Annotated in this window: 22 protein-coding genes; 11 read left to right on the forward strand and 11 right to left on the reverse strand. The window is 66.0% G+C overall.

Annotation, left to right across the window (positions count from 1 at the left end; all coding sequences use genetic code 11):
• Window positions 1–69 precede the first annotated feature (69 nt).
• Complete coding sequence (locus CR156_RS18140) at window positions 70–714, reverse strand: hypothetical protein (RefSeq protein WP_100553833.1); 645 nt, start codon at window positions 712–714, stop codon at window positions 70–72.
• A gap of 124 nt (window positions 715–838) precedes the next feature.
• Between CR156_RS18140 and CR156_RS18145 the strand changes: the two genes are divergently transcribed.
• Window positions 839–1375: a hypothetical protein gene (locus CR156_RS18145; RefSeq protein ID WP_100553834.1), complete on the forward strand. Its 537-nt coding sequence runs from the start codon at window positions 839–841 to the stop codon at window positions 1373–1375.
• Window positions 1376–1445: 70 nt separating this feature from the next.
• On the opposite strand, the gene hmgA is transcribed toward CR156_RS18145, so the two are convergent.
• Together hmgA and hppD are read right to left on the reverse strand one after the other, a co-directional pair.
• Window positions 1446–2744, reverse strand: coding sequence for a homogentisate 1,2-dioxygenase (gene hmgA / locus CR156_RS18150; RefSeq protein ID WP_100553835.1), 1299 nt, complete (start codon window positions 2742–2744; stop codon window positions 1446–1448).
• A 103-nt stretch (window positions 2745–2847) separates the two neighbouring features.
• Window positions 2848–3960, reverse strand: a complete 1113-nt coding sequence (hppD, locus tag CR156_RS18155) for a 4-hydroxyphenylpyruvate dioxygenase (protein ID WP_181393117.1) — start codon at window positions 3958–3960, stop codon at window positions 2848–2850.
• Window positions 3961–4089: 129 nt separating this feature from the next.
• Between hppD and CR156_RS18160 the strand changes: the two genes are divergently transcribed.
• The 3 genes from CR156_RS18160 (at window position 4090) to CR156_RS18170 (ending at window position 6439) form a co-directional block, all read left to right on the forward strand.
• A complete protein-coding gene (locus CR156_RS18160; RefSeq protein WP_050815698.1) occupies window positions 4090–4584 on the forward strand; it encodes a MarR family winged helix-turn-helix transcriptional regulator in 495 nt (164 codons plus the stop codon).
• A gap of 546 nt (window positions 4585–5130) precedes the next feature.
• A complete protein-coding gene (locus tag CR156_RS18165; RefSeq protein ID WP_100553836.1) occupies window positions 5131–5358 on the forward strand; it encodes a hypothetical protein in 228 nt (75 codons plus the stop codon).
• Window positions 5359–5377: 19 nt separating this feature from the next.
• Entirely contained in the window at window positions 5378–6439 is a 1062-nt protein-coding gene (locus CR156_RS18170; RefSeq protein WP_100553837.1) for a PDDEXK nuclease domain-containing protein, read from the forward strand.
• A gap of 41 nt (window positions 6440–6480) precedes the next feature.
• On the opposite strand, the gene CR156_RS18175 is transcribed toward CR156_RS18170, so the two are convergent.
• The 4 genes from CR156_RS18175 to CR156_RS18190 form a co-directional block, all read right to left on the reverse strand.
• Window positions 6481–7620 carry a hypothetical protein gene (locus tag CR156_RS18175; protein WP_100553838.1) on the reverse strand — a complete coding sequence of 380 codons (1140 nt, stop codon included), beginning with the start codon at window positions 7618–7620 and terminating at the stop codon, window positions 6481–6483.
• 170 nt (window positions 7621–7790) lie between these two features.
• Window positions 7791–8393: a thioredoxin family protein gene (locus tag CR156_RS18180; protein ID WP_100462741.1), complete on the reverse strand. Its 603-nt coding sequence runs from the start codon at window positions 8391–8393 to the stop codon at window positions 7791–7793.
• 16 nt (window positions 8394–8409) lie between these two features.
• Window positions 8410–9909 (reverse strand): peptide MFS transporter, encoded by a 1500-nt coding sequence (locus CR156_RS18185; protein WP_100553839.1) that lies wholly within the window; start codon window positions 9907–9909, stop codon window positions 8410–8412.
• 179 nt (window positions 9910–10088) lie between these two features.
• Window positions 10089–10964, reverse strand: a complete 876-nt coding sequence (locus CR156_RS18190) for a tryptophan 2,3-dioxygenase (protein WP_099819712.1) — start codon at window positions 10962–10964, stop codon at window positions 10089–10091.
• A 325-nt stretch (window positions 10965–11289) separates the two neighbouring features.
• Here CR156_RS18190 and pdhA point away from each other — a divergent pair, with 325 nt between their 5' ends.
• The 5 genes from pdhA (at window position 11290) to CR156_RS23005 (ending at window position 16379) form a co-directional block, all read left to right on the forward strand.
• Window positions 11290–12372: a pyruvate dehydrogenase (acetyl-transferring) E1 component subunit alpha gene (pdhA, locus tag CR156_RS18195; protein WP_032976633.1), complete on the forward strand. Its 1083-nt coding sequence runs from the start codon at window positions 11290–11292 to the stop codon at window positions 12370–12372.
• Complete coding sequence (locus CR156_RS18200; RefSeq protein WP_089237416.1) at window positions 12365–13432, forward strand: alpha-ketoacid dehydrogenase subunit beta; 1068 nt, start codon at window positions 12365–12367, stop codon at window positions 13430–13432. Before pdhA ends, CR156_RS18200 begins: the two co-directional genes overlap by 8 nt.
• 1 nt (window position 13433) lies before the next feature.
• Window positions 13434–13787, forward strand: coding sequence for an SH3 domain-containing protein (locus CR156_RS18205; protein WP_100553840.1), 354 nt, complete (start codon window positions 13434–13436; stop codon window positions 13785–13787).
• Window positions 13784–15178 carry a dihydrolipoamide acetyltransferase family protein gene (locus tag CR156_RS18210; RefSeq protein ID WP_089237418.1) on the forward strand — a complete coding sequence of 465 codons (1395 nt, stop codon included), beginning with the start codon at window positions 13784–13786 and terminating at the stop codon, window positions 15176–15178. The genes CR156_RS18205 and CR156_RS18210 overlap by 4 nt, the downstream gene beginning before the upstream one ends.
• Before the next feature lie 211 nt (window positions 15179–15389).
• Window positions 15390–16379 carry a hypothetical protein gene (locus CR156_RS23005; RefSeq protein ID WP_100553841.1) on the forward strand — a complete coding sequence of 330 codons (990 nt, stop codon included), beginning with the start codon at window positions 15390–15392 and terminating at the stop codon, window positions 16377–16379.
• A gap of 36 nt (window positions 16380–16415) precedes the next feature.
• Here CR156_RS23005 and CR156_RS18220 read toward each other — a convergent pair whose 3' ends face one another.
• The 3 genes from CR156_RS18220 to CR156_RS18230 form a co-directional block, all read right to left on the reverse strand.
• Window positions 16416–16802, reverse strand: a complete 387-nt coding sequence (locus tag CR156_RS18220) for a VOC family protein (RefSeq protein ID WP_100553842.1) — start codon at window positions 16800–16802, stop codon at window positions 16416–16418.
• Window positions 16803–17122: 320 nt separating this feature from the next.
• Window positions 17123–17830, reverse strand: coding sequence for a helix-turn-helix transcriptional regulator (locus tag CR156_RS18225; protein ID WP_100553843.1), 708 nt, complete (start codon window positions 17828–17830; stop codon window positions 17123–17125).
• Window positions 17830–18465, reverse strand: coding sequence for a Rossmann-fold NAD(P)-binding domain-containing protein (locus CR156_RS18230; protein ID WP_191077700.1), 636 nt, complete (start codon window positions 18463–18465; stop codon window positions 17830–17832). Before CR156_RS18230 ends, CR156_RS18225 begins: the two co-directional genes overlap by 1 nt.
• 106 nt (window positions 18466–18571) lie before the next feature.
• Between CR156_RS18230 and CR156_RS18235 the strand changes: the two genes are divergently transcribed.
• Entirely contained in the window at window positions 18572–20110 is a 1539-nt protein-coding gene (locus CR156_RS18235) for a GGDEF domain-containing protein (protein WP_100553845.1), read from the forward strand.
• A gap of 279 nt (window positions 20111–20389) precedes the next feature.
• Here CR156_RS18235 and CR156_RS18240 read toward each other — a convergent pair whose 3' ends face one another.
• Window positions 20390–21316: a DUF808 domain-containing protein gene (locus CR156_RS18240; protein ID WP_100553846.1), complete on the reverse strand. Its 927-nt coding sequence runs from the start codon at window positions 21314–21316 to the stop codon at window positions 20390–20392.
• 233 nt (window positions 21317–21549) lie between these two features.
• Between CR156_RS18240 and CR156_RS18245 the strand changes: the two genes are divergently transcribed.
• Entirely contained in the window at window positions 21550–23193 is a 1644-nt protein-coding gene (locus tag CR156_RS18245; RefSeq protein WP_230112444.1) for an ABC1 kinase family protein, read from the forward strand.
• Window positions 23194–23401 lie beyond the last annotated feature (208 nt).

Genomic DNA, 23401 nt, shown 5'->3' on the forward strand with positions numbered 1-23401 from the left:
CACTCCCCAGCGGTCGTGGCGCGATTCTACGCTCGGCCCACCCGTTGCGGGTGAGCCGAGGAGGGTGGATCAGCCGCAGCCTTCGGCGTAGTCCACCTGCGGGGTCCTGCCAACCCGCCAGGCGCCGACCTTGCCGTCAGCGCCGAGGGCGAAATCGATGATCGCCGCGCCCTCCTGCGCCGGGCGCACGCGCAGGTGCTGGGCCTTGTCGTCGTACTTGTCCGGGCCGACGTCGGCGCGCTCGGGATAGAGCACCTGCAGCTCGCCCAGGGTCATGCCGACACGACCACCACCGGGGGCGACAATGGACGGGCTGCGTACGTCGTAGCGGACCAGCTTGCGCGCCTCGAACATCAGGCGCGGGTCTTCGGCGTCCTGCGGGCGCAGGAAGTAACAGCCTTCATTGGCATCGTCGGCAGGCAGCGGCTTGCCAGCGGCATCGGTACCCAGGCCCTGCAACGGCGTGCCGAAGCCACTGCGGACCTCGGCGATGCCGGCGCCCAGCGTGGCGCCGCCGAAGCCATCCAGGCGTGCCGGGCTGTCGCGGCGCGGGTCCACCGGCGATGCGGTGGCCAGATCGGCGTCGGCGGGAACGGAGGCGTCTTTCGCCGGTGCGGTTGCGGCGGCAGGCGCGTCCGGCGCGGCGGTTTCGGGACTACGGTTGCAGGCGGCCAGCGACAACAGCAGCAGGCCGGCAATCGGGAGGTGCTTCATCGGTGCGGATCCTTGGCACAGGGTGGGTGCACGCTACCCCAGTGCGCGTGCAGGCGCTGCATTGTCATCGCGGTTTCATCGCCCTCATTCAGGCTGGGCGAGCACCGACTTGGCTGTCCACCCCATGCAACCGCGCAAGACCGACCTCGCCCGAACCGCGCTGCAGGCCCACCGCGCGCCGCTGGACATGCGCCAGCGACGGCTGCTGATCCTGTGCGATGGCCAGCGCAGCATCGCCGAGCTGACCGCACTGCTGGGGCAGGACGCGGCAGCGATGGTGATCCAGCTGATCCAGGCCGGATATCTGGTGACCGGCGCGGACGCCGCCGTTTCCACGCAACCTGCGCCGAGTGTGGCTGCTGCCACTCTGGCGCCGTCAGCCGCCGCAGCGTCCGCCGCGCCAGTCGAGCGACGCCGCTCGCTGGTCGCCGCGCGCATCTATGTGCTGGGAATCCTGGAGATGCAGCGGCATCCCAACGCAGCGGCGTTGTTCCGCGACCTGCAGCAGGCGCGCGCCGAAGGCGAGGTCCTGCGGGTGATGCAATCGGCGCTGCAGGTGCTGCCGGCGCTGACCTCGGAAGGCTACTGCCAGCGCGTGCGGCAGCGGCTGATGGAGGCGCTGCCGGTGGAGCATTGCAGCGCGTTCGCCGAGGTGGCCTGAAAAAAAGGGGACGGAGGGAATTAAGTCGTTTTGGGCACAAACGACTTAATTCCCTCCGTCCCCTTTTTCATCAACGGAAGTTGTTGCGCAGGCCGTTCCAGCACTGCTGGTAATCGCCCTGCCGGTGGCCTGCGGCCAGCGCCTGCGCGGTCGGGCGGATCACCCCACGGGTCTCGAACATGAAAGCCATGGTGTCCTTGATCACGTCCGGCTTGGACAGATCGGCACTGGAGGCCTTGTCGAAGGTCGGCGCGTCCGGACCGTGGCCACTCATGCAGTTGTGCAACGACGCACCGCCCGGCACGAAGCCTTCGGCCTTGGCGTCGTAGGCACCATGCACCAGGCCCATGAACTCGCTGGCGATGTTGCGGTGGAACCACGGCGGGCGGAACGTGTTCTGCGCCACCAGCCAGCGCGGCGGGAAGATCGCGAAATCCATGTTGCTGGTGCCCGCGGTGTCGCTGGGCGAGTGCAGCACCAGGAAGATCGACGGATCCGGGTGGTCGTGGCTGATCGAGCCGATGGTGTTGAAGCGGCGCAGGTCGTAGCGGTACGGCGCGTAGTTGCCGTGCCAGGCGACCACGTCCAGCGGCGAATGGTCGATCGGGGCACGCCACAGGCGGCCGTCGAACTTGGCGATCAGTTCGAAATCACCGTCGATGTCTTCGAACGCGGCATGCGGGGTCTCGAAGTCGCGCGGATTGGCCAGGCCGTTGGAGCCGATCGGGCCAAGGTCGGGCAGCTTCAGCAGTGCGCCGAAGTTCTCGCAGATGTAGCCACGGCTCGGGCCGTCAGGCAGCTCGACGCGGAAGCGCACGCCGCGCGGAATCACCGCGATCTGCTGCGGTTCGATCTCGATCACGCCCAGCTCGGTCAGCAGCCGCAGGCTGCCCAGCTGCGGCACGATCAGCAGCTCGCCGTCGGCGTCGTAGAAGTAGCGGCCGACCATGTCACGGTTGGCCGCGTACAGATGGATACCAACACCGGCATGCGCGTCGGGCGAACCGTTACCGCCCATCGTGTACAGACCTTCGACGAAATCGGTCGGCAGCTCCGGCAGCGGCAGCGGGCTCCAGCGCAGCTGGTTCGGCGAGGCTGGCTGCGCGCCGAAATCGCACTGCAGCTGCGATTGCGCGAACGGAGTGAACTCGCCGTGGGTCACCGCCGGGCGGATCCGGTACAGCCAGCTGCGGCGGTTGCTGCCGCGCGGTGCGGTGAACGCGGTGCCGGTCAGCTGCTCGGCGTACAGGCCATGGGCCACCTTCTGCGGCGAGTTCTGGCCGACCGGCAGTGCACCGGGCACGGCCTCGCTGGCGAACTCGTTGCCGAAACCGGACTGGTAGCCGCGGGCGGTGATGGCGCTGGACATGGGGGGCTCCTGGGTACGGCGGGACCGGAACGGAAAGCAGCCGAGCATGGCTCGGCTCTACAGATGGGCAGGCGCCGGGACTGGCCCGGCGCTACCGAAGACCTTACAGCACGCCGCGACGGATCTGGTCGCGTTCGATGCTCTCGAACAGCGCGGTGAAGTTGCCTTCGCCGAAGCCTTCGTTGCCCTTGCGCTGGATGATCTCGAAGAAGATCGGGCCGATGCAGTTCTGGGTGAAGATCTGCAGCAGCTTGCGCTGGTGGGTTTCCGGGTCGGCGTCGATCAGGATCTTGTTCTTCGCCAGGCGGGCGACGTCCTCACCGTGGTTCGGCACGCGCTGGTCGATCACGTCGAAATAGGTCTCCGGCGTGTCGAGGAAATCCACACCCTGCGCGCGCATCGCTTCGACCGTGTCGTAGATGTTCTCGGTGAAGCAGGCGATGTGCTGGATGCCCTCGCCCTTGTACGCGTCCAGATACTCGTTGATCTGGCTCTTCGGGTCGGACGACTCGTTCAGCGGAATGCGTACGATGCCGTCCGGCGCGGTCATCGCCTTGGACACCAGGCCGGTCTTCAGGCCCTTGATGTCGAAGTAGCGGATCTCGCGGAAGTTGAACAGGCGCTCGTAGTAGTCCGACCACTGCTGCATGTTGCCGAAGTACAGGTTGTGGGTCAGGTGGTCGATGAAGGTCAGACCGAAGCCCTTCGGGCGCAGCTCGGCGCCGGCGATCAGCTCGTAGTCGCCATCGAAGATGCTGCCGGCATCTCCGTAGCGATCCACCAGGTACAGCATGCAGTCGCCGATGCCCTTGATGATCGGCGCGTTGACCGCCTTGCTCTCCGGCTTGAAGGCGATGGCTTCGGCGCCATTGCCCAGCGCGGTCTGGTAGACCTCCGCGCCCGGCTTCTTGAAGCGGATGGCGAAGCCGCAGGCGCACGGGCCATGCTTTTCAGCGAAGTCGGCGGCGAACGAATCGGGGTCTTCATTGACCAGGAAGTTGACGTCGCCCTGACGATAGACGGTAATCGGACGCTGCTTGTGCTTGAGCACCGCGCTGAAGCCCATCTTGCGGAAGTACTCGTGCAGCTCGGCGCCACGGCCGGCCGGTGCGGCGAATTCGACGAACTCGAAGCCGTCGATGCCCATCGGGTTTTCGAAGGTGGTGACCTGCATGCCGGGGTTGGGATGCGAGGCGGACGGGACTGCGGTATTCATGGCGTGGCTCCGAATCGGTGCCGCATCGGCACAAACCAGGTGCGGGCGGGGTTGGACCCGGCGAGAATGCAGGGTACGGACCCAACACTTATAGTTACACTTGAAACCACCAGCAAGGTGCACCGCAACATGAGCCCCGCCGATCCCGCTTCCACCCGCCTGCGTGCCTCCCACGTCCTGCTCGACCTGGAACAGTTCCTGCCGTACCGGCTGAGCGTGCTGTCCAACCGGGTCAGCGGCAATATCGCCAAGCTGTACGGCGACCGTTATGGCCTGGCCATCCCGGAGTGGCGGGTGATCACCATCCTGGCGCTGTATCCCGGGTCGTCGGCCAGCGAGGTCTCCGACCGCACGGCGATGGACAAGGTGGCGGTCAGCCGCGCGGTGGCGCGCCTGCTGGAACGCGGTTTCATCAAGCGTGAGACGCATGGTGATGACCGCCGCCGCTCGGTGCTGGCGCTGTCGGCGGCGGGGTTCGAGGTGTACGAGACGATCGCACCGATGGTGATCGAGATCACCCGCAAGCTGATGTCGGTGCTGAGCGAGGAAGAGGAGCAGGTGCTGGAGAAGCTGATCCTGCGCCTGGCCGGGGATGGCCTGGAGCGGATGGGCGAAGGGGTCTGAACCCTTCGGGGCGGCGCCCCCCCCCCCGCCGCCCTTGGCAGGTGTCGACCTTGGTCGACACATGGACCCACGCCAGGCGTGGATGATGTCGCGGGCTGCGCTGTGAGGGATCCGGCGCGCTCCATCGATGACGTGCAACGCGCGGTGCTCATTGCGCGCCGACGAACGGTCTTTCGGCCGGATTCGACTCGACGTGTCGCGTTTACCACCTGATGTTTCGGCATCGGGCCGGTAGAGTCCTGATCGACAGAGCGGCTGTATCGAAATTCGCGCATCGAATGGCATTGCCTATTGGACGGCCGATCCCATCGGCCCGAGGGTAGGCGCGCAGCGGAGCACCGCTGCCGGGGTTGAAAGCCCGTCCATCAAACGCGTAACGACGCTGCACCAATGGTGCCCATCTGACGGTGGGCGCCATTCTGCAGCCGGGTCTGCCTTATGGCGGGCGGTGCGTGGGGCCTGGTGCCCACCGTTTTCGCGTTTGAGCGGTCTTTCAACCACGCATCGCCTGCCGCCTTTCCGGCGGCCTCTCCCCGGAGCTTCGCCATGACACGCCCCAATCACCCCACTGCCGACCCCATCGACCGCGAAGCCGACCTGCAGCGCATCGATGAGGCCTTGGCCACGTTGGAAACCGTCACCCAGGCGTGGTTCGAACATCAGCGCCTGAAGGCCTGCCAGCCGGGCCTGCTGCTGTCGTTGAACCGGCTGCTCGACCTGACCAGTCTCGCCAAGGGCTATGCCAGTGCGCTGAGGGTGATTGCCGAGCCCTGACCCTGCTGGAAGGCACCTCATGGATGACACACCGCCCCTCACCCTGCCGCAGACCCACGATCTGCTGGCTGATATCCGGGAACTGATATCCACGGCCCGCGCCGGGATGGTGAGGACCGTCAATGCCGAACTGACGCTGCTGTACTGGCGCATAGGACGTCGCATCCATGTCGATCAGATGGATGGACGCCGGGCACGCTATGGAGAGGTCCTGTTCAAGCGCATCGCCAGGACACTGTCTGCCGAGTTCGGCGGTTCGTTTGGTGAAAAGAGCCTGCGCAGGATGGTGCAGTTCTCCATCGCATTTGCCGACGAGCAGATTGTCGTATCACTGCTACGACAATTGAGCTGGACCCATTTCATCGCGCTGATCCCGCTGTCTGATCCGCTCAAGCGTGACTTCTACGCCCAGATGGCCAGCACGGAAGGCTGGAGTGTCCGCATGTTGCGCCAGCGCATCGACTCGATGCTGTACGAACGCACGGCACTTTCCAGCCAGCCCGAGCAGACCATTGCCAATGAGCTGTCGGCGTTGCGCAGAAACCAGCAGCTCTCCCCGGGCCTGGTCCTGCGCGACCCGTACGTACTTGATTTTCTCGGGCTGAAGGAGTGCTGGGACGAGCAGGAACTGGAAGGCGCCATCCTGCGTGAAATGCAGGGATTCCTGCTTGAACTCGGGGCAGGCTTCAGCTTCGTCGCCCGCCAGAAACGCATCCAGATCGACGACGACGACTTCCATCTCGACCTGCTGTTCTACAACCGCCGCCTGCGCAGGCTGGTAGCCGTCGAACTGAAGATCGGTGACTTCAAGCCAGCGTACAAAGGCCAGATGGAGCTCTATCTGCGTTGGCTGGATCGATACGAGCGAGAGGAAGGTGAAGAGGCACCGCTGGGCATCATCCTTTGCACAGGCAAGAAGGCAGGCCAGATCGAGCTGCTGGAGCTGGACCGCTCAGGCATCCATGTGGCGGAGTACCTGACATCCCTTCCCTCCCGGGAAGTCCTCAAGCAACGTCTGCAGGCCGCCACGGAGCGTGCGCGGCAACGCATGGAGTTCACTGCTGCAGAGATCGACCGTTAGGGCGTCAACAGATCCACACCACGCGCAGATGGCCCACGCACTCAGCTCAGATGCTTGCGCCGTGCATGGATCCACGGCACCGCAAGCGCGCCGATGGCGCCGCCGGCAAAGCCCAGCGAGGCGGCAACGGTGGCCGCTTCAACCGCCCCGGGCAACGCCAGCGCGGCAGTGACCAGCAGCAGCGACGGCAGGCCAACAAACGTACCGAGGAAGAATGGCCAGCGCGGCGACCAGGTGTTCAGCTGCAGCAGGCTGACCGGCTGCCATGCCTCGGACGAGGCGTCTTCGGCGATCTTGGCGACCACTCTGCCCAGATCCACTTCCGGTAGCAGCTTTCCCGGACGCGCGGCGGCAATCGCTTCGGCCACGGTTTCAACGGGCGGGAAGCTGCCCGGCCATGCCACCGGTGCGGGCACGCCATAGGCGGTCAGCAGGGGCACGCTCAGCCACGGCGCCACCAGCGGGCGCAGCCTGCGCCGACCATGCACGCACCAGATCTGGGACTGGCCGTGCGCGGTCACGCTGTACAGCGCCAGCTCGCTCGGCGGCGGATAACCCAGCATGGTCACCCGCGCCGCCAGGCTGTCCTGGTCCATCGCACGCAGGAAGCCGGGGCGGCTGCGCCCTTCCTGCATCCACGCCAAGCCAAGCGCGCCGACCAGATAGGCCTCGGCAACATCCTTGCTGCCCGCGTTGGCGCGGTCGTCGCTGGCCAGGTACCAGGCCAGTGACTTCGGTTCGGGTACATCGGCCAGGCCCCAGCGGCTGTCATCGCCCAGCACATGGCGCACCGGCAGGCGGGCCGGTGCGGTTTCACCGCGCTCGCCGGGCTGCAGGAACGGCAGCACGCCCTGCACGAAACTGGACAGGTCGATCGCGCGCACGCCGTTGCCGTGCCATTCCGGCGGCAGCAGACCGGCCAGCTGCCCTTCGGCGGCCAGTCGATCCAGCCGCGCCTTCTGTTCCACCAGCTTCTGCACCGCGCCCTTCAGCACCACGTTGTCGGGCAAGGCGATCTGCGGCAAACGGTGCCGCGGCGGTGCGAGTTCAAGCGTTGCTGCGCCAGTGCCGGCGTCATCCAGCAGGGCTTCCTGCGGTGGCAGGGTCACGCCGTCGCCTGCTCCGCCTTCGGCCAGTTCAGTGGCAGGTTCGTGCAGACGTTCGGCGTGGTCGCTGTGCATGGGCGTTCCGGTAGGTTGCATCGACGGGTCGTCGACTGAAGTCCTTGCCGGTAACGGCGTGCACACGCTGAAGTTGAGATGTGGAGTCGGAGAGTGTGACGGCGCGCGCAGTAGATCCACGCCATGCGCGGATGGCCGGGCAGCGGAGAGGCTGCCGGGCAGGCCCTGTGCTACCGGTCAGGCGCCCACTGCTTGAGGAACGCCATCACGCGTGCGGTCTGCACGGTCTTGCCCTTGTGCATCGCTTCGCTGGGCTGTGGCGCCAGCAGCGTGCCGTCGGCATCGATCACCAGCAGGTGCGGATGCTCGCCTTGCAGCGGCGGGAACTGGCCCAGGAAGGCCGCGTTCGGATTCTCGGCACTGTCGTTGACCTTGACCCACACATAGTGGGCATCACGGAAGCGGCGCAGATCGCCATTGCCTTCCACGGCTTCATCCAGCGCATGGCAGGGCTCGCAGGCGGCGTTGCCCACTTCCAGGATGATCCGCTTGTTGCCGCGCTGGGCTTCGACCTTGGCCGTTTCCAGGTCGGCAACGGGATTGCGGGCCGGGTCGAACTGCGCGCCAAGCCCGGCGATGGCGGCGATATCGGCCGCCGCCGGGGTGTTGCCCGAGGCCACCGGTTCGCTGGGGTCAGCGACCGGTGGCTCGGTGGGGCGGGTATCGAGGGGCTGCGTGGGTTCGGGGGCAGCGGGAGGTTGAGGCTGCGAACAGGCGCCGATCAGCGCCGCACACACCACTGCCACCACTGCACCACCGAACGTTGTACGCATGCCCACTACCCTCTCATTACTTCACGCCGTGCATCAGCTTGTTGATCAGCGGCGCGACCAGGAACAGGACCACACCCGAACCGATCAAGGCCCAGAACCCGAAGGTATACCCCTTCAGTGCAGATTCGACCGTCATGCCGCCTTCACCACTGACCGCGCCGGCGAAGATGCCCGACAGGTTGTTGCCGATGCCCGTGGACAGGAACCAGCCGCCCATGCCGAAGCCGACCAGGCGCACCGGTGCCAGCTTGGTCACCATCGACAGGCCGATCGGCGACAGGCACAGCTCACCGACCGACTGGATGACATAGACCATGAACAGGGTCCAGAACGGGATCTTGCCGTCCACAACCATGGTCGACAGGGCGAACATCAGCAGTGCGAAGGCCGCGCCGTTGAACAGCAGGCCGAGGCCGAACTTGCGCGGGATGGACGGATTGGCGCGGCCCAGGGCCACCCAGATCCAGGCGATGATCGGCGCCAGGGTGATGATCGCCACCGAGTTGACCGACTGGAACCATGCGGTCGGGAAGGTCCACTCACCCAGCTGGCGGTTGACGATGTTCTCGGCCAGGAAGGTGAAGGAGCTGCCGGCCTGTTCGAAGAACATCCAGAACATGACGTTGAAGGCGAAGATGATCAGCATGGCGATCACGCGGTCGCGCTGCACCTTGCCCTCGCGGATGCCTTCCACCAGCAGCAGCACGGCCAGGGCGGCAAACATCACGCCGAGGATCCAGGCCAGCGCGGTGGCGCCGGTGGCGAGCAGGAAGTAAGCCACCGGAATGGCGAACAGCGAACCGACCAGCACCATGATGATGCGGCCGAAACCTTCAGCACCAGCCGGCGGTGCACCGATGCCCTTCAGGCCGGCACGACCGATGTAGAACCACACCAGCGAGATCAGCATGCCCACGCCGGAGGCAATGAACACGACCTTGTAGGAGGGCATTTCCGAGGTGCCGAAGACCTTGCGGGCCAGGTACTCGGTCAGCACCGGGGCGATCATCGCGCCGATGTTGATGCCCATGTAGAAGATGGTGAAGCCCGAGTCGCGGCGTTCGTCCTTCAGGCCGTACAGCTTGCCGACCATGGTCGAGATGTTGGGCTTGAACAGACCGTTGCCGACGATGATCGTGGCCAGGCCGAGCTTGAAGATGTGCTCCTGCGGCAGCGAGATCATGAACAGGCCGACGGCCATGATGATCGCGCCGGTCAGGATCGAGCGCTGGTAACCCAGTACCCGGTCGGCCACGTAGCCGCCGAAGATCGCGGCGGCATACACCAGCGCCAGGTAGGCACCGTAGATGCGGCTGGCGTCGCCTTCACCGGCGGCGTTGCCGTTGTAGAACTGGGCAACGATGTACAGCACCAAGGCCCAGCGGATGCCGTAGAACGCAAAGCGCTCCCAGAACTCGGTCATGAACAGCATCCACAACGGGCGCGGGTGGCCCATCGTGGTGTTGAAGTCCGGCAGCGCCGGCTCTGGGGTGTTCGCAGTGGCGTTTACGCTCATGCGGAATTCCTGGTTCGGTGGATGGAGGCACGTCCGATGTGCGGTGAAGCAACGCGCGAGGATCACCGACTTCTGGCGTTCACGTCAAATACACGCCGTTTGAGGCAGGTCGCTGCCTGCTCGCTGAACTTGCATCTGAAACGATCCAGCCAGCCGCGGGCGGCCAAGCTGAATGGGGATCAGGCCAGATCCGGCGGGGGCGCGACCTGCAGCGTGGTACGCACCTGGAACAATTCAGGGAAGAAGGTCAGCTCCAGCGCCTTGGCCAGGAAGCCCACGCCGGAGGAGCCGCCGGTGCCGCGCTTGAAGCCGATCACCCGCATCACCGTGCGCATGTGTCGGAACCGCCACAGCTGGAAGGCCGTTTCCAGGTCCACCAGGTCCTCGCACAGCGCGTACTCGCGCCAGTAGCGGTCAGTGTCCTGGTAGATGCGTTCAAAGACCGGCTGCAGTGCGTCATCGGCCACATGCGGCTGGGTCCAGTCGTGCGCCTCGTACACCGCCGGCACGGCGTGGCCGAAGCGGGCCAGGTACTTCAGGAACTCCTCGTACAGGCTCGGCGCCTCCAGCACGGTGCGCAGCTGCGCCTGCCCGGCCGTGTCGTGCTCGAACACCTGCAGCATCTGCGCGTTCTTGTTGCCCAGCAGGAACTCGATGTAGCGGTACTGCAGCGACTGGAAGCCCGAGGACGGGCCCAGCACGTCGCGGAAACCCATGTACTCGGACGGAGTGAGCGTCTCCAGTACCGACCACTGCTCGGTCAGCTGGCGCAGCACCTGCTTGCTGCGCGCCAGCACCTTGCGGCACTGCCAGACCTCGTCGCGCTGCAGGAAACCGATTGCCGCACCCAGCTCGTGGCCCAGCAGCTTCAGCCACAGCTCGGAGGTCTGGTGCTGGATGATGAAGAGCATCTCGTCGTGATGCGGCGGACTGGACAGCGGCTGCTGCGCGCTGAGCAGCTGGTCCAGCCGCAGGTAGCCGCCGTAGGTCAGCCGCCCCTGCAGATCGGTGTGGATACCGGCTTCGAGATCGCGTTGGTTGTTGTCGACGGACATGGGCGGGACCAGATCGGGGGCGGCAAGGGTAGCGCGTTGCTGCCGCGCTGGCAGCCGCGATGACCGTACCGGGGCGTGCGGCGCGGCTGTGGAACGGCCGTTGCGCGTGGAACCGTTTGCGCCGTTCTACTGGCGCTCAGCCCAGGGCCGTTTGTGATGCTTTGCAGCAATGGCTGAATACGCTGAAGTTATTGGCATCAAGCACCCGGAAGGGGGTACAAAGGCCGGCAGGCCGTGCTGCGCCGCAGGAGAGCTTTTTCGTACGCATTCCTTAACATGGCGATTCATATCATTTGTAACTTCTCTGTCGAAGGTGCAGTACGCAATGACGGTTGCCGCTGAGTTCAAGATCGAATACCTGCAGTATCTGGACACGGACGGCACGCTCGTCCGCGATGATCTGCCCGAAGCCCTGCGCGACCCGCGCGCGTTGCTGCCGATGTTCAAGCAGATGCTGTTCGTGCGCGTGTTCGACGGCAAGTCGATCGCGCTGCAGCGCACCGGCAAGCTGGGCACCTACGCCGCCTGCCTCGGCCACGAAGCCGCGCATGTGGGCATCGGCGCCTCGATGCAGAAGGACGACGTGTTCGCACCGTCCTACCGCGAGTACGGCGCGATGTTCATGCGTGGCGTGCGCCCGCACGACGTGCTGATGTACTGGGGCGGCGACGAGCGCGGCAACGACTACGGCGGCAATGCGGCCAAGGACTTCCCGTTCTGCGTGCCGATCTCCACCCAGTGCCTGCACGCCGCAGGCGCTGCGCTGAAGTTCAAGCTCAACAAGGAACCGCAGATCGCGGTGGCCGTGTGCGGCGACGGCGGCAGCTCCAAGACCGACTTCTACGCTGCGCTGAATTCGGCCGGCGCCTACAAGCTGCCGCTGATCCTGTGCATCGTCAACAACGGCTGGGCCATCTCGGTCCCGCGTTCGGCGCAGACCGGTGCCGAGACGCTGGCACAGAAGGGCTTGGCTGGCGGCCTGCACTGCCTGCAGGTGGACGGCAACGATCTGATCGCGGTGATGGCGGCCATGCTGCAGGCGCGCGAACGTGCGCTGGCCGGCGACGGCGGCACCGTGCTGGAACTGATGACCTATCGCCTGTCCGACCACACCACCGCCGATGACGCGCGCCGCTACCGCGACGACGCCGAAGTGAAGGATGCCTGGCAGCGCGAGCCGATGCTGCGCCTGCGCAAGTACTTGACCAACGCCGGTGTCTGGAGCGAGGAAGAAGAAGCTGCCTGGACCGCCGAGTGCGGCAAGCGCGTGGACGAGGAAGTGAATCTGTACCTCAACACGCCGGTGCAGCCGGTCGAGGCGATGTTCGATTTCCTCTATGCCGACCCGCCGCAGGACCTGCTGGCCCAGCGCGCCCAGGCGATCGCCCTGGAGCAGCGCCATGGATGAGATCAAGAACGGCGCGTCCAGCGCGCACACCAACGCCGCCGACAGCGCTGCCGTCGCGCGCGGAGAACAGAACATGACCGACACCCCGATCACCCTCATCGAAGCCATCACCCAGGCACTGGCCTGGGAGCTGGAGCACGACAAGTCGGTGCTGGTGCTGGGCGAAGACGTGGGCGTCAACGGCGGCGTGTTCCGCGCCACCGCCGGCCTGCAGCAGCGCTTCGGCGCCGACCGCATCCTCGACACCCCGCTGGATGAAACCACCATCGCCGGCCTCACCATCGGCCTGGCCGCGCAGGGCATGAAGCCGGTGGCCGAAGCCCAGTTCGATGGCTTCATGTACCCGATGGTCGACCACATCATCTGCCACGCCGCGCGCCTGCGTTACCGCACCCGTGGCCGCCTGCACTGCCCGATGGTGCTGCGCGTGCCGTGGGGTGGTGGCATCCGTGCGCCGGAACACCACAGCGAAGCCAACGAAGCGATCTTCACCAACGTGCCGGGCCTGCGCGTGGTGCTGCCGTCCTCGCCGCAGCGCGCCTATGGCCTGCTGCTGGCCGCGATCCGCGAGCCGGATCCGGTGATCTACATGGAGCCCAAGCGCATCTATCGCCAGTACAAGGAAGTGGTCGTCAACGACGGCGAAGCCTTGCCGCTGGACGTGTGCTTCGTGCTGCGCGACGGCACCGACGTGACCCTGGTGACCTGGGGTGCGCAGGTGAAGGAAGCGCTGGAAGCGGCCGACAAGCTGGCCGGCGAAGGCATCAGTGCCGAAGTCATCGACGTGGCCACGCTGCGTCCGCTGGACTTCGCCACCATCGCCGAGTCGGTGGCCAAGACCGGCCGCTGCGTGATCGTGCAGGAGGCCCCGAAGACTGCGGGCTTCGGCGCGGAAATCGCCGCACGCCTGGCCGAGGAATCGCTGTACGACCTGCTGGCTCCGGTCGAGCGCGTTACCGGCTACGACACCCACATTCCGCTGTTCCGCCTGGAGATGAAGTATCTGCCGAGCGTGGAGCGGATCGTGGCGGCGGCAAAGCGCGCGGTGGCGGCAGGCTGACATGCGGGCCCGCCTTCTCGGGGCTTACCGCAGCCAGTATCCCAACCCGCTCCGGTTCCGCACCGGCCAGATCGTCGAAGTAGGCGTACGTGACGAGGAATGGCCGGCGTTTGCCTGGGTGCGCACCAGTGATGGGCGCGCCGGATGGGCACCGGTAGCGTGGTTGCAGCTGTTGGACGATGGTCGCGCAGAAGCCCTGCGCGACGATGACGCCCGCGAGCTGGATGTGGAGAACGGCGAGATGGTCAAGCTTCATCACGAACACGGCGGGTGGTGGTGGTCCGAGCGCGCCAATGGCGCGACGGGCTGGTTGCCTGCCCGCGAACTGGAACTGCTGGAAGAGAACTGCAAATGAGCCAGACCAAGAACTTCAACCTGCCCGACCTGGGCGAAGGCCTGCCGGACGCGACCATCGTCGAGTGGTTCGTCAAGGAAGGCGATGTGATCAAGCTGGACGAGCCGCTGGTCTCGATGGAGACCGCCAAGGCCGTCGTCGAAGTGCCCTCGCCGTTCTCCGGCACGGTGCTGAAGCTGTCCGGCGCTGCCGGCGACATCATCCCGACCGGCGCGGTGCTGGCCAGCTTCGCGCTGGACCCGAACCTGCCGCAGCGCGCTGACGGCCAGGACACCGGCCACAGCCACGGTCATGCCGCTCCGGCGGCTCCGGCCGCACCGACGCCGCCGCCGCTGCCGACCGCAGCCGCCCCGGTAGCTGCTGAAGAAGCCAAGCCGGCGGCCGCCGAGCGTGATGACGCCGGCACCGTGGTCGGCGCGATGCAGAGCTCCAACGCGGTGCATGCCGAACAGGCGCTGGCCGTTGGCGGCGTCAAGGCCGTACCGGCCGTGCGTGCCACCGCGCGCAAGCTGGGCGTGGACCTGAGCCGCGTGCGTGCCACCGGCACCGATGGCGCGGTGACCATGGCCGACGTCAAGCAGGCCGCTGCCGATGGCAGCGCGAAGATCGGCGCCGCACCGGCAGCGGTTGCTGCACCGGCTGCTGCCGCACCGGCTCCGGCGCAGGTGGCCGCGCCGGTACAGTCCGACGCACGCACCCCGCTGTCTGCCGCTGGCAAGCCGATGCGCACCCAGCCGCCGGGCGTGGTCGCCAAGGGCCAGCCGGAACCGCTGAAGGGCGTGCGCCGCAACATGGCCCGCGTCATGGCCGATGCGCACAGCAAGGTCGTGCCGACCACGCTGAACGACGACGCCGACATCCACGCCTGGCTGCCGGGCAACGACGTCACCGCGCGCCTGGTGCGCTCGATCGTGGTCGCCGCGCAGAAGGTGCCGGCGATGAACGCCTGGTTCGACGGTGAAGCGCTGACCCGCACCCTGCATGCGCAGGTGGACATCGGCATCGCCGTTGATACCGACGACGGCCTGTTCGTGCCGGCGCTGCGCAATGCCGACATGCTGGATGCCCGTGGCATCCGCGAAGGCGTGAACCGTCTGCGCGAGCAGGTGGAAGCGCGTTCGATCGCGGCGTCGGAACTGAGCGGCTACACCATCTCGCTGTCCAACTTCGGCATGTTCGCCGGCCGCTACGCGACCCCGGTCGTGGTGCCGCCGTGCGTGGCCATCGTCGGTGCCGGCCGTGCCCGCCACCAGATGACCCCGGTGATGGGCGGCGTGGAAGCGCACAAGGTCATTCCGCTGTCAGTGACCTTCGACCACCGCGCCGCCACCGGCGGTGAAGCGGCCCGCTTCCTGCGCGCGATGATGGATGATCTGGCGCTGGCAAGCTGATCCGGCAGGTGCCAACCTTGGTTGGCACATGAATGGAAAACGCCGGGCAATGCCCGGCGTTTTTTTGTGTCCGCTCCACTGTAGTGCCGAGCCATGCTCGGCTGCTTCTTGCTGGTCAACCGAAGGTGCGCGCAAGCACATTTGGGAATAGTTGCATGGACTTCCACGCCAGGCTCCTTAGCATCGAGCCTCCAGACCTGTCTGTTCTGCCATGTCAAATCCAACCACCATCATTGATGCGTTCCTGGCCAAGGGCGCCCAGCTGTTTCGCGAGCGGCCCTTCGGGCCATTGCCATCACCGGAAGAAGCACTGGACGACCTTTCGATTCCAGCACTGGTCTATCTGCGATGGTTGGCTTCAACGGGCGCCTTCATCGATCAGGCGGTGGGATCGACCATCGCTCGGTCAAATTCCCCAATGGAACTCGTCGCAAACCTGCACGCGGCATTTCACGGTGAGATTCCCGGCAATGCTCTCAGTGAGGATGCACTGAGCTTCACTGTCGAGTACTTCAGTCCGCACGCCGTCTACCTCTCTGACTTCTTCTCGCTTTTCCCGGAAAGTCCCCCTCCATCGCAGAACGATATGTGGTTCGGGCAGGAGAAGATGTGGAAGCTACTGGACTCACGCCATATGACATGGCGCAACGGGAAGTCCGTGCGTCGAGGACTCATCGCCGATGATGAACAAGAGGGCCAGAACAATCAGACTGCCCCGGTTGCACCGATGGACGCCGATGTCTGGATCTCGACCCTGCATGACCTGTCGAATGCAGTCGTGGACCAGAAGAGCTGCTGGGCCTATGCAGACCACTTCTACACACCGTTGAAGGATGCGCCGTCAGAAGAGGTCATCCTGGCGGTCATGAGCGAATTTCTTCGGAAACCGCCACATGATGGGTCGATCATGTGTGCAGCGGAGAACTTCCTGTCGGATATTCCATTCCCCCGCTACATCAAAGCCTATTCCATCCTCGCGCCGGACCTGCTGGACCTTTCATCGGACGCCGCGCTAAGTCTCTTCAATTATCCAGGTTGTAAACTGACGCCCCGTCATATCCGGCAATTCATCAAGGAGCTCAGGCGGTGCAATCCAGGCCGCGATGTGGTCGGAGAGCTTGCCCAGCTGGCCATTGAATGGAATTCGGAAGACGACGAGACATTTTCAATCGTCATCGAAGCAGCACAGAAGCAAGGGTAGGTCCAGGAGCCGGCAAGTACCGGCGCCCTCCCTGAATCAATTCCGCGCGACCATGCCCTCGGCGCGGCTGTAGACACGCAGGCGGTGGCCATCGGGATCGACGCCGACGAAGGTGTGGCCAAATTCCAGCGTCACCGGTGCCTGGGTGATCTGCACGCCAAGCGCGCGCCATTCGTCGTGCATGCGATGCACCGTTGCTGCATCCGCCACCACCATCGCCAGCTCGGCTGCACCTGCCTCGGCAGTGACAGGCGGCTGCACGTCATCGCGTTGCCACAGGCCCAGTGCGGCGCCATCACCAAGCAGGAACAGGGCGAAGCCGGGCGACTGCTCGACCGGTGGTTTGCCGAGGATGCCGCTGTAGAAGGTGGCGCTGGTGGCGACGTCGCGCACGTACTGCAGCAGGGTGCTGGGCTTGAACATGGGGAAGCTCCGTTGTTGGGAGCATTCATGGTGGCCCTGCCCTGCTGACAGTTCCTGTCAGCAGTGTTGAGCCTACTTTGCTGGTGTTGCTCCAGCTCCGGTAGATGTCGAGCTTGTTCGACTGCTGTTGCCCTGGCTCTGGTAGAGGTCGAGCTTGCTCGACTGCTCTCCGCGAACAGCAAGAGCAGTCGAGCAAGCTCGACCTCTACCAAGAGCAAAGAGCAAAGAGCGAAAGCGACGAGCAAGCTCGACATCTACCGAGAGCGGAGAGCAAAGAGCAAAAGCGTTGAGCAAGCTCGACCTCTACCAAAGCTGGTACGTCACGAACGGTCCAGCCAATCCGGGGCGATGCCCTGCGCCTTTTGCCAGCGCCGTAGCAAGGTGGCGCGCGGCACAAGATAGTGATCCGGCAGTGCGCGCACATGGCGGATGCGATCCAGGCGGAAATGGCGGAAGTCCTCGCGGCCCTCACACCACGCCGCCAGCATCGGCACTTCATCGAAGTATCCCAGCGCGAACGGCCAGACCACGCGCTCGCTGCGCCGCCCCTGTGCATCTTCATAGGCGAACTGCAGCCGCTGCTGCGTGCCCACGGCTTCGCGCACGGCCTGCAGGCGCGCCGGGGGCACCTTCGCCGCCGTACGCGAAGGACCCACCCGCAGGCCGCTGTCACGCAGTGCTTCGCGGCGTGCTGCCGGCAGCACGTGCGCGATGCGTGCCAACGCATCACGCGCGGCCTCGGCCAGCGCCGGCTCGGTGCGTGCCGCCACCCAGCGCAGGCCCAGCACCAGCGCGTCGATCTCCGCCGGTGGCAAGGTCAGCGGCGGCAGCACGTCGCCGGGTTCCAGCTGGTAGCCGACACCGGCTTCCCCGCGCAGGTCGGCGCCCTGTTCGCGCAGCGTTTCGATATCGCGGTACAGCGTGCGCAGGCTGACGCCCAGTTCATCGGCCAGCGCCTGCCCGGCCACCGGCCGGCGATGGCGGCGCAGCACCTGCAGCAGTTGGGTCAGACGCAGCGCGCGCGACATCAGTCCACCAGGTCTTTCGAAGCCACCACGTGCTCGCCCGGTGCCGGCGCCAGTGCCGCGTTCACCAGCGCCCGCGCAATACGCGTGGCCGGGTTGATACGCCACGCACGCGGCAGCACCGGCCGCAATGCACCCAGCACCTGCAGGGCGAACTGTTCGCCACGGCGCGCCTGTGGGCGGTGGCCGCCGATCAGGCCCGGCCGGACCAGAGTCAGCGAAGCAAAGCCCAGCGCGCGCAGGTCGCGCTCCAGCTCGCCTTTTACCCGGCTGTAGAAGATGGCCGAACCCGGATTGGCACCCGCCGCCGAATTCAGTACGAAGGCACGGGCGCCCTGGGTCCTGGCCAGGCGGGCGAAGGCGAGCGGGTAGTCGTGGTCGATCCGGTAGAAAGCCTCGCGGCTTCCCGCCTGGGCCATCGTGCTGCCCAGCGCGCATACCACCGCATCCACCGGTGCCCAGCCCGGCGCATCCGGCAACTGATCGAAGTCCAGCACCGGGGCGTGCAGTTTCGGGTCACGCAGGTCCAGCGGCCGCCGGGTCGGGGCCACCACCGCGCGGCAGCGCGGGTCGTCCAGCAGCATCGGCAGGGCCAGCCCGCCCACCAGTCCGGTCGCCCCCAGCAACATCACACGCATACCCACCTCCACTGCGGCATCCTGTCGCCCATCCTATCGGTTCAAGCCACCGCCAGTTGCGCCGATATGCTGTGACCAGCCCCCCTGCCACCCCAGGATTTGTTCCATGACGGACCAGCCCGACCCCCGCCCTGCCCCCGGCACCGCCATCGGACCGCCCGCGCGCGTGCGCGCGGTTGTCGATGACGGGCGCGGCGATCGGGTGGTACTGCAGGGAGGGAACAGCGTGGCGTTGCAGCAGCTGTTTGCCGGAGCCGATGCACCCGAGCCACTGCTGGCTGCCTTCGCCAATGGCATGGCCACCCTGCCCGGCGAGCTGGGCGACATGGGCGACCGCCTGCAGTCGGCGCAGGCCAGTGCCGACTGGCCGCGCTATGGCCGGGCGATGCGGCAGCTGATCGACAAATACATCCGCACCATCGACCAGCATTCGCCCGATGGCCAGCCCGACAGCCTGCGCCTGTCCGAACAGCTGCGGTTGCTGCTGGGCGGCGCGGTGGTGGCGCTGCTGCAGCACGATCCTGATCTGCGCGAGCAGGCGCAGGCGTTGGCCGTGCGCCTGCGCCAATGGCAACCGGGCGCGGCACTGGAGCCGATCGAACAAGGTGCGCGCGAGCTGGGTCACCAGATCGGCGTGCGCGCCGAAAGCTGGCAGGAACAGCAGGCGTTGTTGCTTGAGTTGTTCGCACTGCTGCTGGAGAACGTCAGCGAGCTGCTGGATGACCGCAGCTGGCTGCAGGGCCAGATCGCAGCCGTGCGCCAACTGCTGGCCGGGCCGCTGGAAGCCGAATCTGTCGAGCGCACCCGCGCCGAGCTGCGCGAGGTGATCTACAAGCAGGGCCTGCTGCGGCAGGGAATCGACGATTCGAAAGCAGCCATGCGTAGCCTGATGGGCGAGTTCATCGAGCGCATGGACGGCATGGCTGCCAGTACCGGTGAATACCACGACCGCATCGGCAGCTACGCGCTGCAGCTGCGCGAGGCGCGCAGCATCGCCGACCTCAACCACCTGCTGCAGGAAGTGATGCAGGACACCGGCAAAGTGCAGCAGCAGGCGGCGCAGGCGCGCGATCACCTGGCCAGCGCGCGGCAGGAAGTGGAGCGCGCCGAGCAGCGCATCAACCAGCTGGAACAGGATCTGCGCGCGGCCGGCGATCTGGCACGTATCGATCCGCTGACCCAGGCCTTGAACCGGCGTGGTCTGGATGAACTGCTGCAACGCGAGCTGGCCCGCGCCGCCCGCAACAACTCGCCGTTGGGGCTGGCAGTGATCGATCTGGATGATTTCCACCAGACCAACGACGAACACGGCCACGCCGGCGGCGACGCGCTGCTGCAGCACCTGGTGTCGGTGTGCCGCCTGCTGCTGCGTGCCACCGATGGCATCGCCCGGCTGGGTGGCGACGAGTTCGTGCTGGTACTGCCGGAAACCCCCGGCGCGGACAGCATGGCCACGGTGCAGCGGCTGCAGCGTTCACTGGCGCATCGCGTGCTGACCGTGCAGGACCGGCGGGTACCGGTGCATTTCAGTGCCGGGCTTTCGCAATGGCAGCCGGGCGACGATGCCGATACGTTGCTGCGACGCGCCGATGACGCCCTGTATGTGGCCAAGCGCGAAGGCAAGAACCGGGTGCACGCCGGATAGTCCCCGGCGCGCCGGAAACCGCTTGGTAGGTGCCAACCTTGGTTGGCACGCGCAGCAATCAAACCGCCGACCAAGGTCGGCCCCTACCGGGCAAGGCGCCGGAAACCGCTTGGGTAGGTGCCAACCTTGGTTGGCACGCGCAGCAAACAAACCGCCGACCAAGGTAGGCCTCTACCGGGCAAGGCGCCGGAAACCGCTTGGTAGGTGCCAACCTTGGTTGGCACGCGCGACAAACAAACCGCCGACCAAGGTCGGCCCCTACCGGGGAAGGAGCTGGCGCTATTTGCCGCGCAGCTTCTGCACGCCGGTCACCACCGCCAGCACGATCGCACCGGCAATGATGCCGACCACCATGTTGCCCATCGCGTTGACCAGCCAGCCCCACTGGCCTTCACCGCCCAGCGCCTGCACCGCGTGGTGCAGCGCCGGCACGTTGTGCACCAGGATGCCGCCGCCGACCAGGAACATCGCCGCGGTTCCGGCCACCGACAGGAACTTCATCAGCCATGGTGCCGACACCAACAGACCACGGCCGACCGCCGCCAGCGCCGCGCCCTTGCGCGACAGGTACAGGCCCAGGTCGTCCAGCTTGACGATGCCGGCCACCAGCCCATAGACGAACACGGTCATCGCCAGCGCGATCACCACCAGGGTACTGACCTGGTTGATGAACGACGCCGTGGCGACCACACCCAGCGACAGCACGATGATTTCGGCCGAGAGGATGAAGTCGGTGCGGATCGCGCCCTTCACCTTGTCCTTCTCCCACGCGACCATGTCCACCTGCGCATCGGCCAGCGCCTTGCGCCGCTCAGCCTGGTGTTCGGCGTCCTCGTCGGCGGAATGCAGGAAACGGTGCGCCAGCTTCTCCACGCCCTCGAAGCACAGGAAGGCACCGCCGATCATCATCAGCGGCACGATCAGCGGTACGTTCCAGCCACGGCTGTGCAGCCAGGCTTCCAATGCGCTGATCGCCAGCGCAGCCGGCACCAGGATCACCTTGTTCACCAGCGAGCCCTTGGCCACCGCCCACACCACCGGCAGTTCGCGGTTGGCGTTGACGCCGGTCACCTGCTGCGCGTTCAGCGCCAGGTCGTCGCCCAGCACGCCGGCGGTCTTCTTGGCGGCGACCTTGGTCAGCACCGAGACGTCGTCGAGCAGGGAGGCGATATCGTCGAGCAGGGCAAACAGGCTGGCACCGGCCATGGGGGATCCAGTAAAGGGAATGAGCGGATTCTGACCGATCCTGCGCCGCCTGCGGTAGCGGGTTCACCGCGCGCCTACCGCCGCGCAGGGACACTGGCAGCGTATTCCGATCCCGCCGGGCATGGCCCGGCGCTACCCGGTCGCCAGATCACGGCCGCCGGGGCGTCGCTTTCGAGGAGTTCTGTTTGAGCAAGCCGCCCGCCGCCACAGGCAATCCCCCGCTGATCCGGGGCATGAACCGGCGCAGCCAGATCCTGCGCCTGTTGATGCGCTACCGCCATTCCGGCGTGTTCTCCGGCATGAACCTGGACGCTGCCGGCAGTCACACCGATGTGCCCCCCGACGGCAATCCCGAGCAGTTCGTCAGTGACCTGGAAGCGCTGGGGCCAACCTTCGTCAAGCTCGGGCAGATGCTGTCCACCCGCCCGGACATGGTACCGGTGGAGTTCGCCACCGCGCTGGAGCGGATGCAGGAGAAGGTCGCCGAGATCCCGGTGGAACGCATTCATGCCATCGTCGAACAGGAACTGGGCGCGCCTGTGAACAAGCTGTTCGCCGCATTCGATCCGCAGCCGCTGGGTTGCGCGTCGATCGCCCAGGTGCATCGCGCGGTGCTGCATGACGGCCGCGAGGTCGCGGTGAAAGTGCAGAAGCCGGAAGTGGCCGCGCAGCTGCGTTCGGATCTGGAAGTGCTGCGCAGCTTCGCCCTGGCCGCCGACCATCTGACCCAGATCGGTCGCCGCGTGCGCCTGCGCGACTGGCTCAACGAGTTCTCCAAGACCCTGATGCAGGAGCTGGACTACCACGCCGAGGCTGAGAACCTGTCGCGCTTCGGTCGCCATCTGAAGCCGTTCCGGCGCCTGTGGATTCCGCAGCCGCTGTGGGATTACTGCAGTCATCGCGTGCTGACCATGGAACTTGCCAGCGGCGTACGCGTGGATGCCATTCCCGATGTGCGCCGTACCGAACAGGCGATGGACCCGCTGGCGGCGGCGCTGATCCGCGGCTATCTGGACCAGATCTTCGTGCACGGCGAGATCCATGCCGATCCGCACCCGGGCAATCTGCGGGTACTTCCCGATGGGCGCCTGGCGATCTTCGATCTGGGCATGGTCGCGCACATGCCGCCGCGCCTGCGCGAGCGACTGCTGAAGATCCTGTTCGCCGCCGTCGATGGCCGTGGCGAGGAAGTGGCCGACGACCTGATCAGCATCAGCACCCGGCTGGAGGCGTTCGATGAAGAGCGTTACCTGCGCGAGACCGGCCAGCTGATCGCGCGCTATGCGGCCAGCGCGAATTTCTCCGAAGGACGTGTGGTGCTGGACATGGTGCGCATCGCCACCTCGTCCGGATTGCGTACGCCGCCGGAGCTGAGCCTGCTCGGCAAGGCGCTGCTCAATCTTGAAACCGTATGCCGCCTGCTGGCACCGGACCTGGATACGCGGCGCATCGTCGAGCGCCAGTTGCAGCATGTGATGCGCGCGCGCCTGAAGAAATCGCTGTCGGCGGCCAACCTGGCCAGCGAAGCCATGGAGGTGCAGCAACTGCTGCGCGACGGACCGCGCAAGCTCTCGGACATCATGGCGCTGCTGGCCGAGAACCGCCTGCAGATGAAGGTGACCGGGCTGGAAGAGTCGCGACTGATGGAGAACCTGCAGAAGATCGCCAACCGTGTTGCGGCCGGCATCATCAGCGCAGCGTTGATCATGGCGGCGGCGATGATGATGAAGATCGATACCGGCTGGCATGTGCTCGGCTATCCCGCCATCGCCTTGGTGCTGCTGTTGATCGGCGTGGTGCTTGGGCTGGGCATCGTGACCAGCGCATTGCTGTTCGATCGGCGTGCGCGTTCGCGCGAGGAACGTGGACATCGATAGCGTTGATGCATTGTCGTATCCACGCGTGTGGTGGATCTACGAAAACAGCGCATTCATGCGGTTTTTAATGCAATCGAGCGTGAGTTTTCACGCTCGATTTACGTTCGCGGCGCGATATCGCACGCGCGATTTCAACAAACATTTCAGTCAGGTTCGTGCATGCACTATCGGGTCATCGGCCTGTCATGCAGATGTGCTTGCAGCAGCG

Source organism: Stenotrophomonas lactitubi, assembly GCF_002803515.1.
GTDB classification, from domain to species: Bacteria; Pseudomonadota; Gammaproteobacteria; order Xanthomonadales; family Xanthomonadaceae; genus Stenotrophomonas; species Stenotrophomonas lactitubi.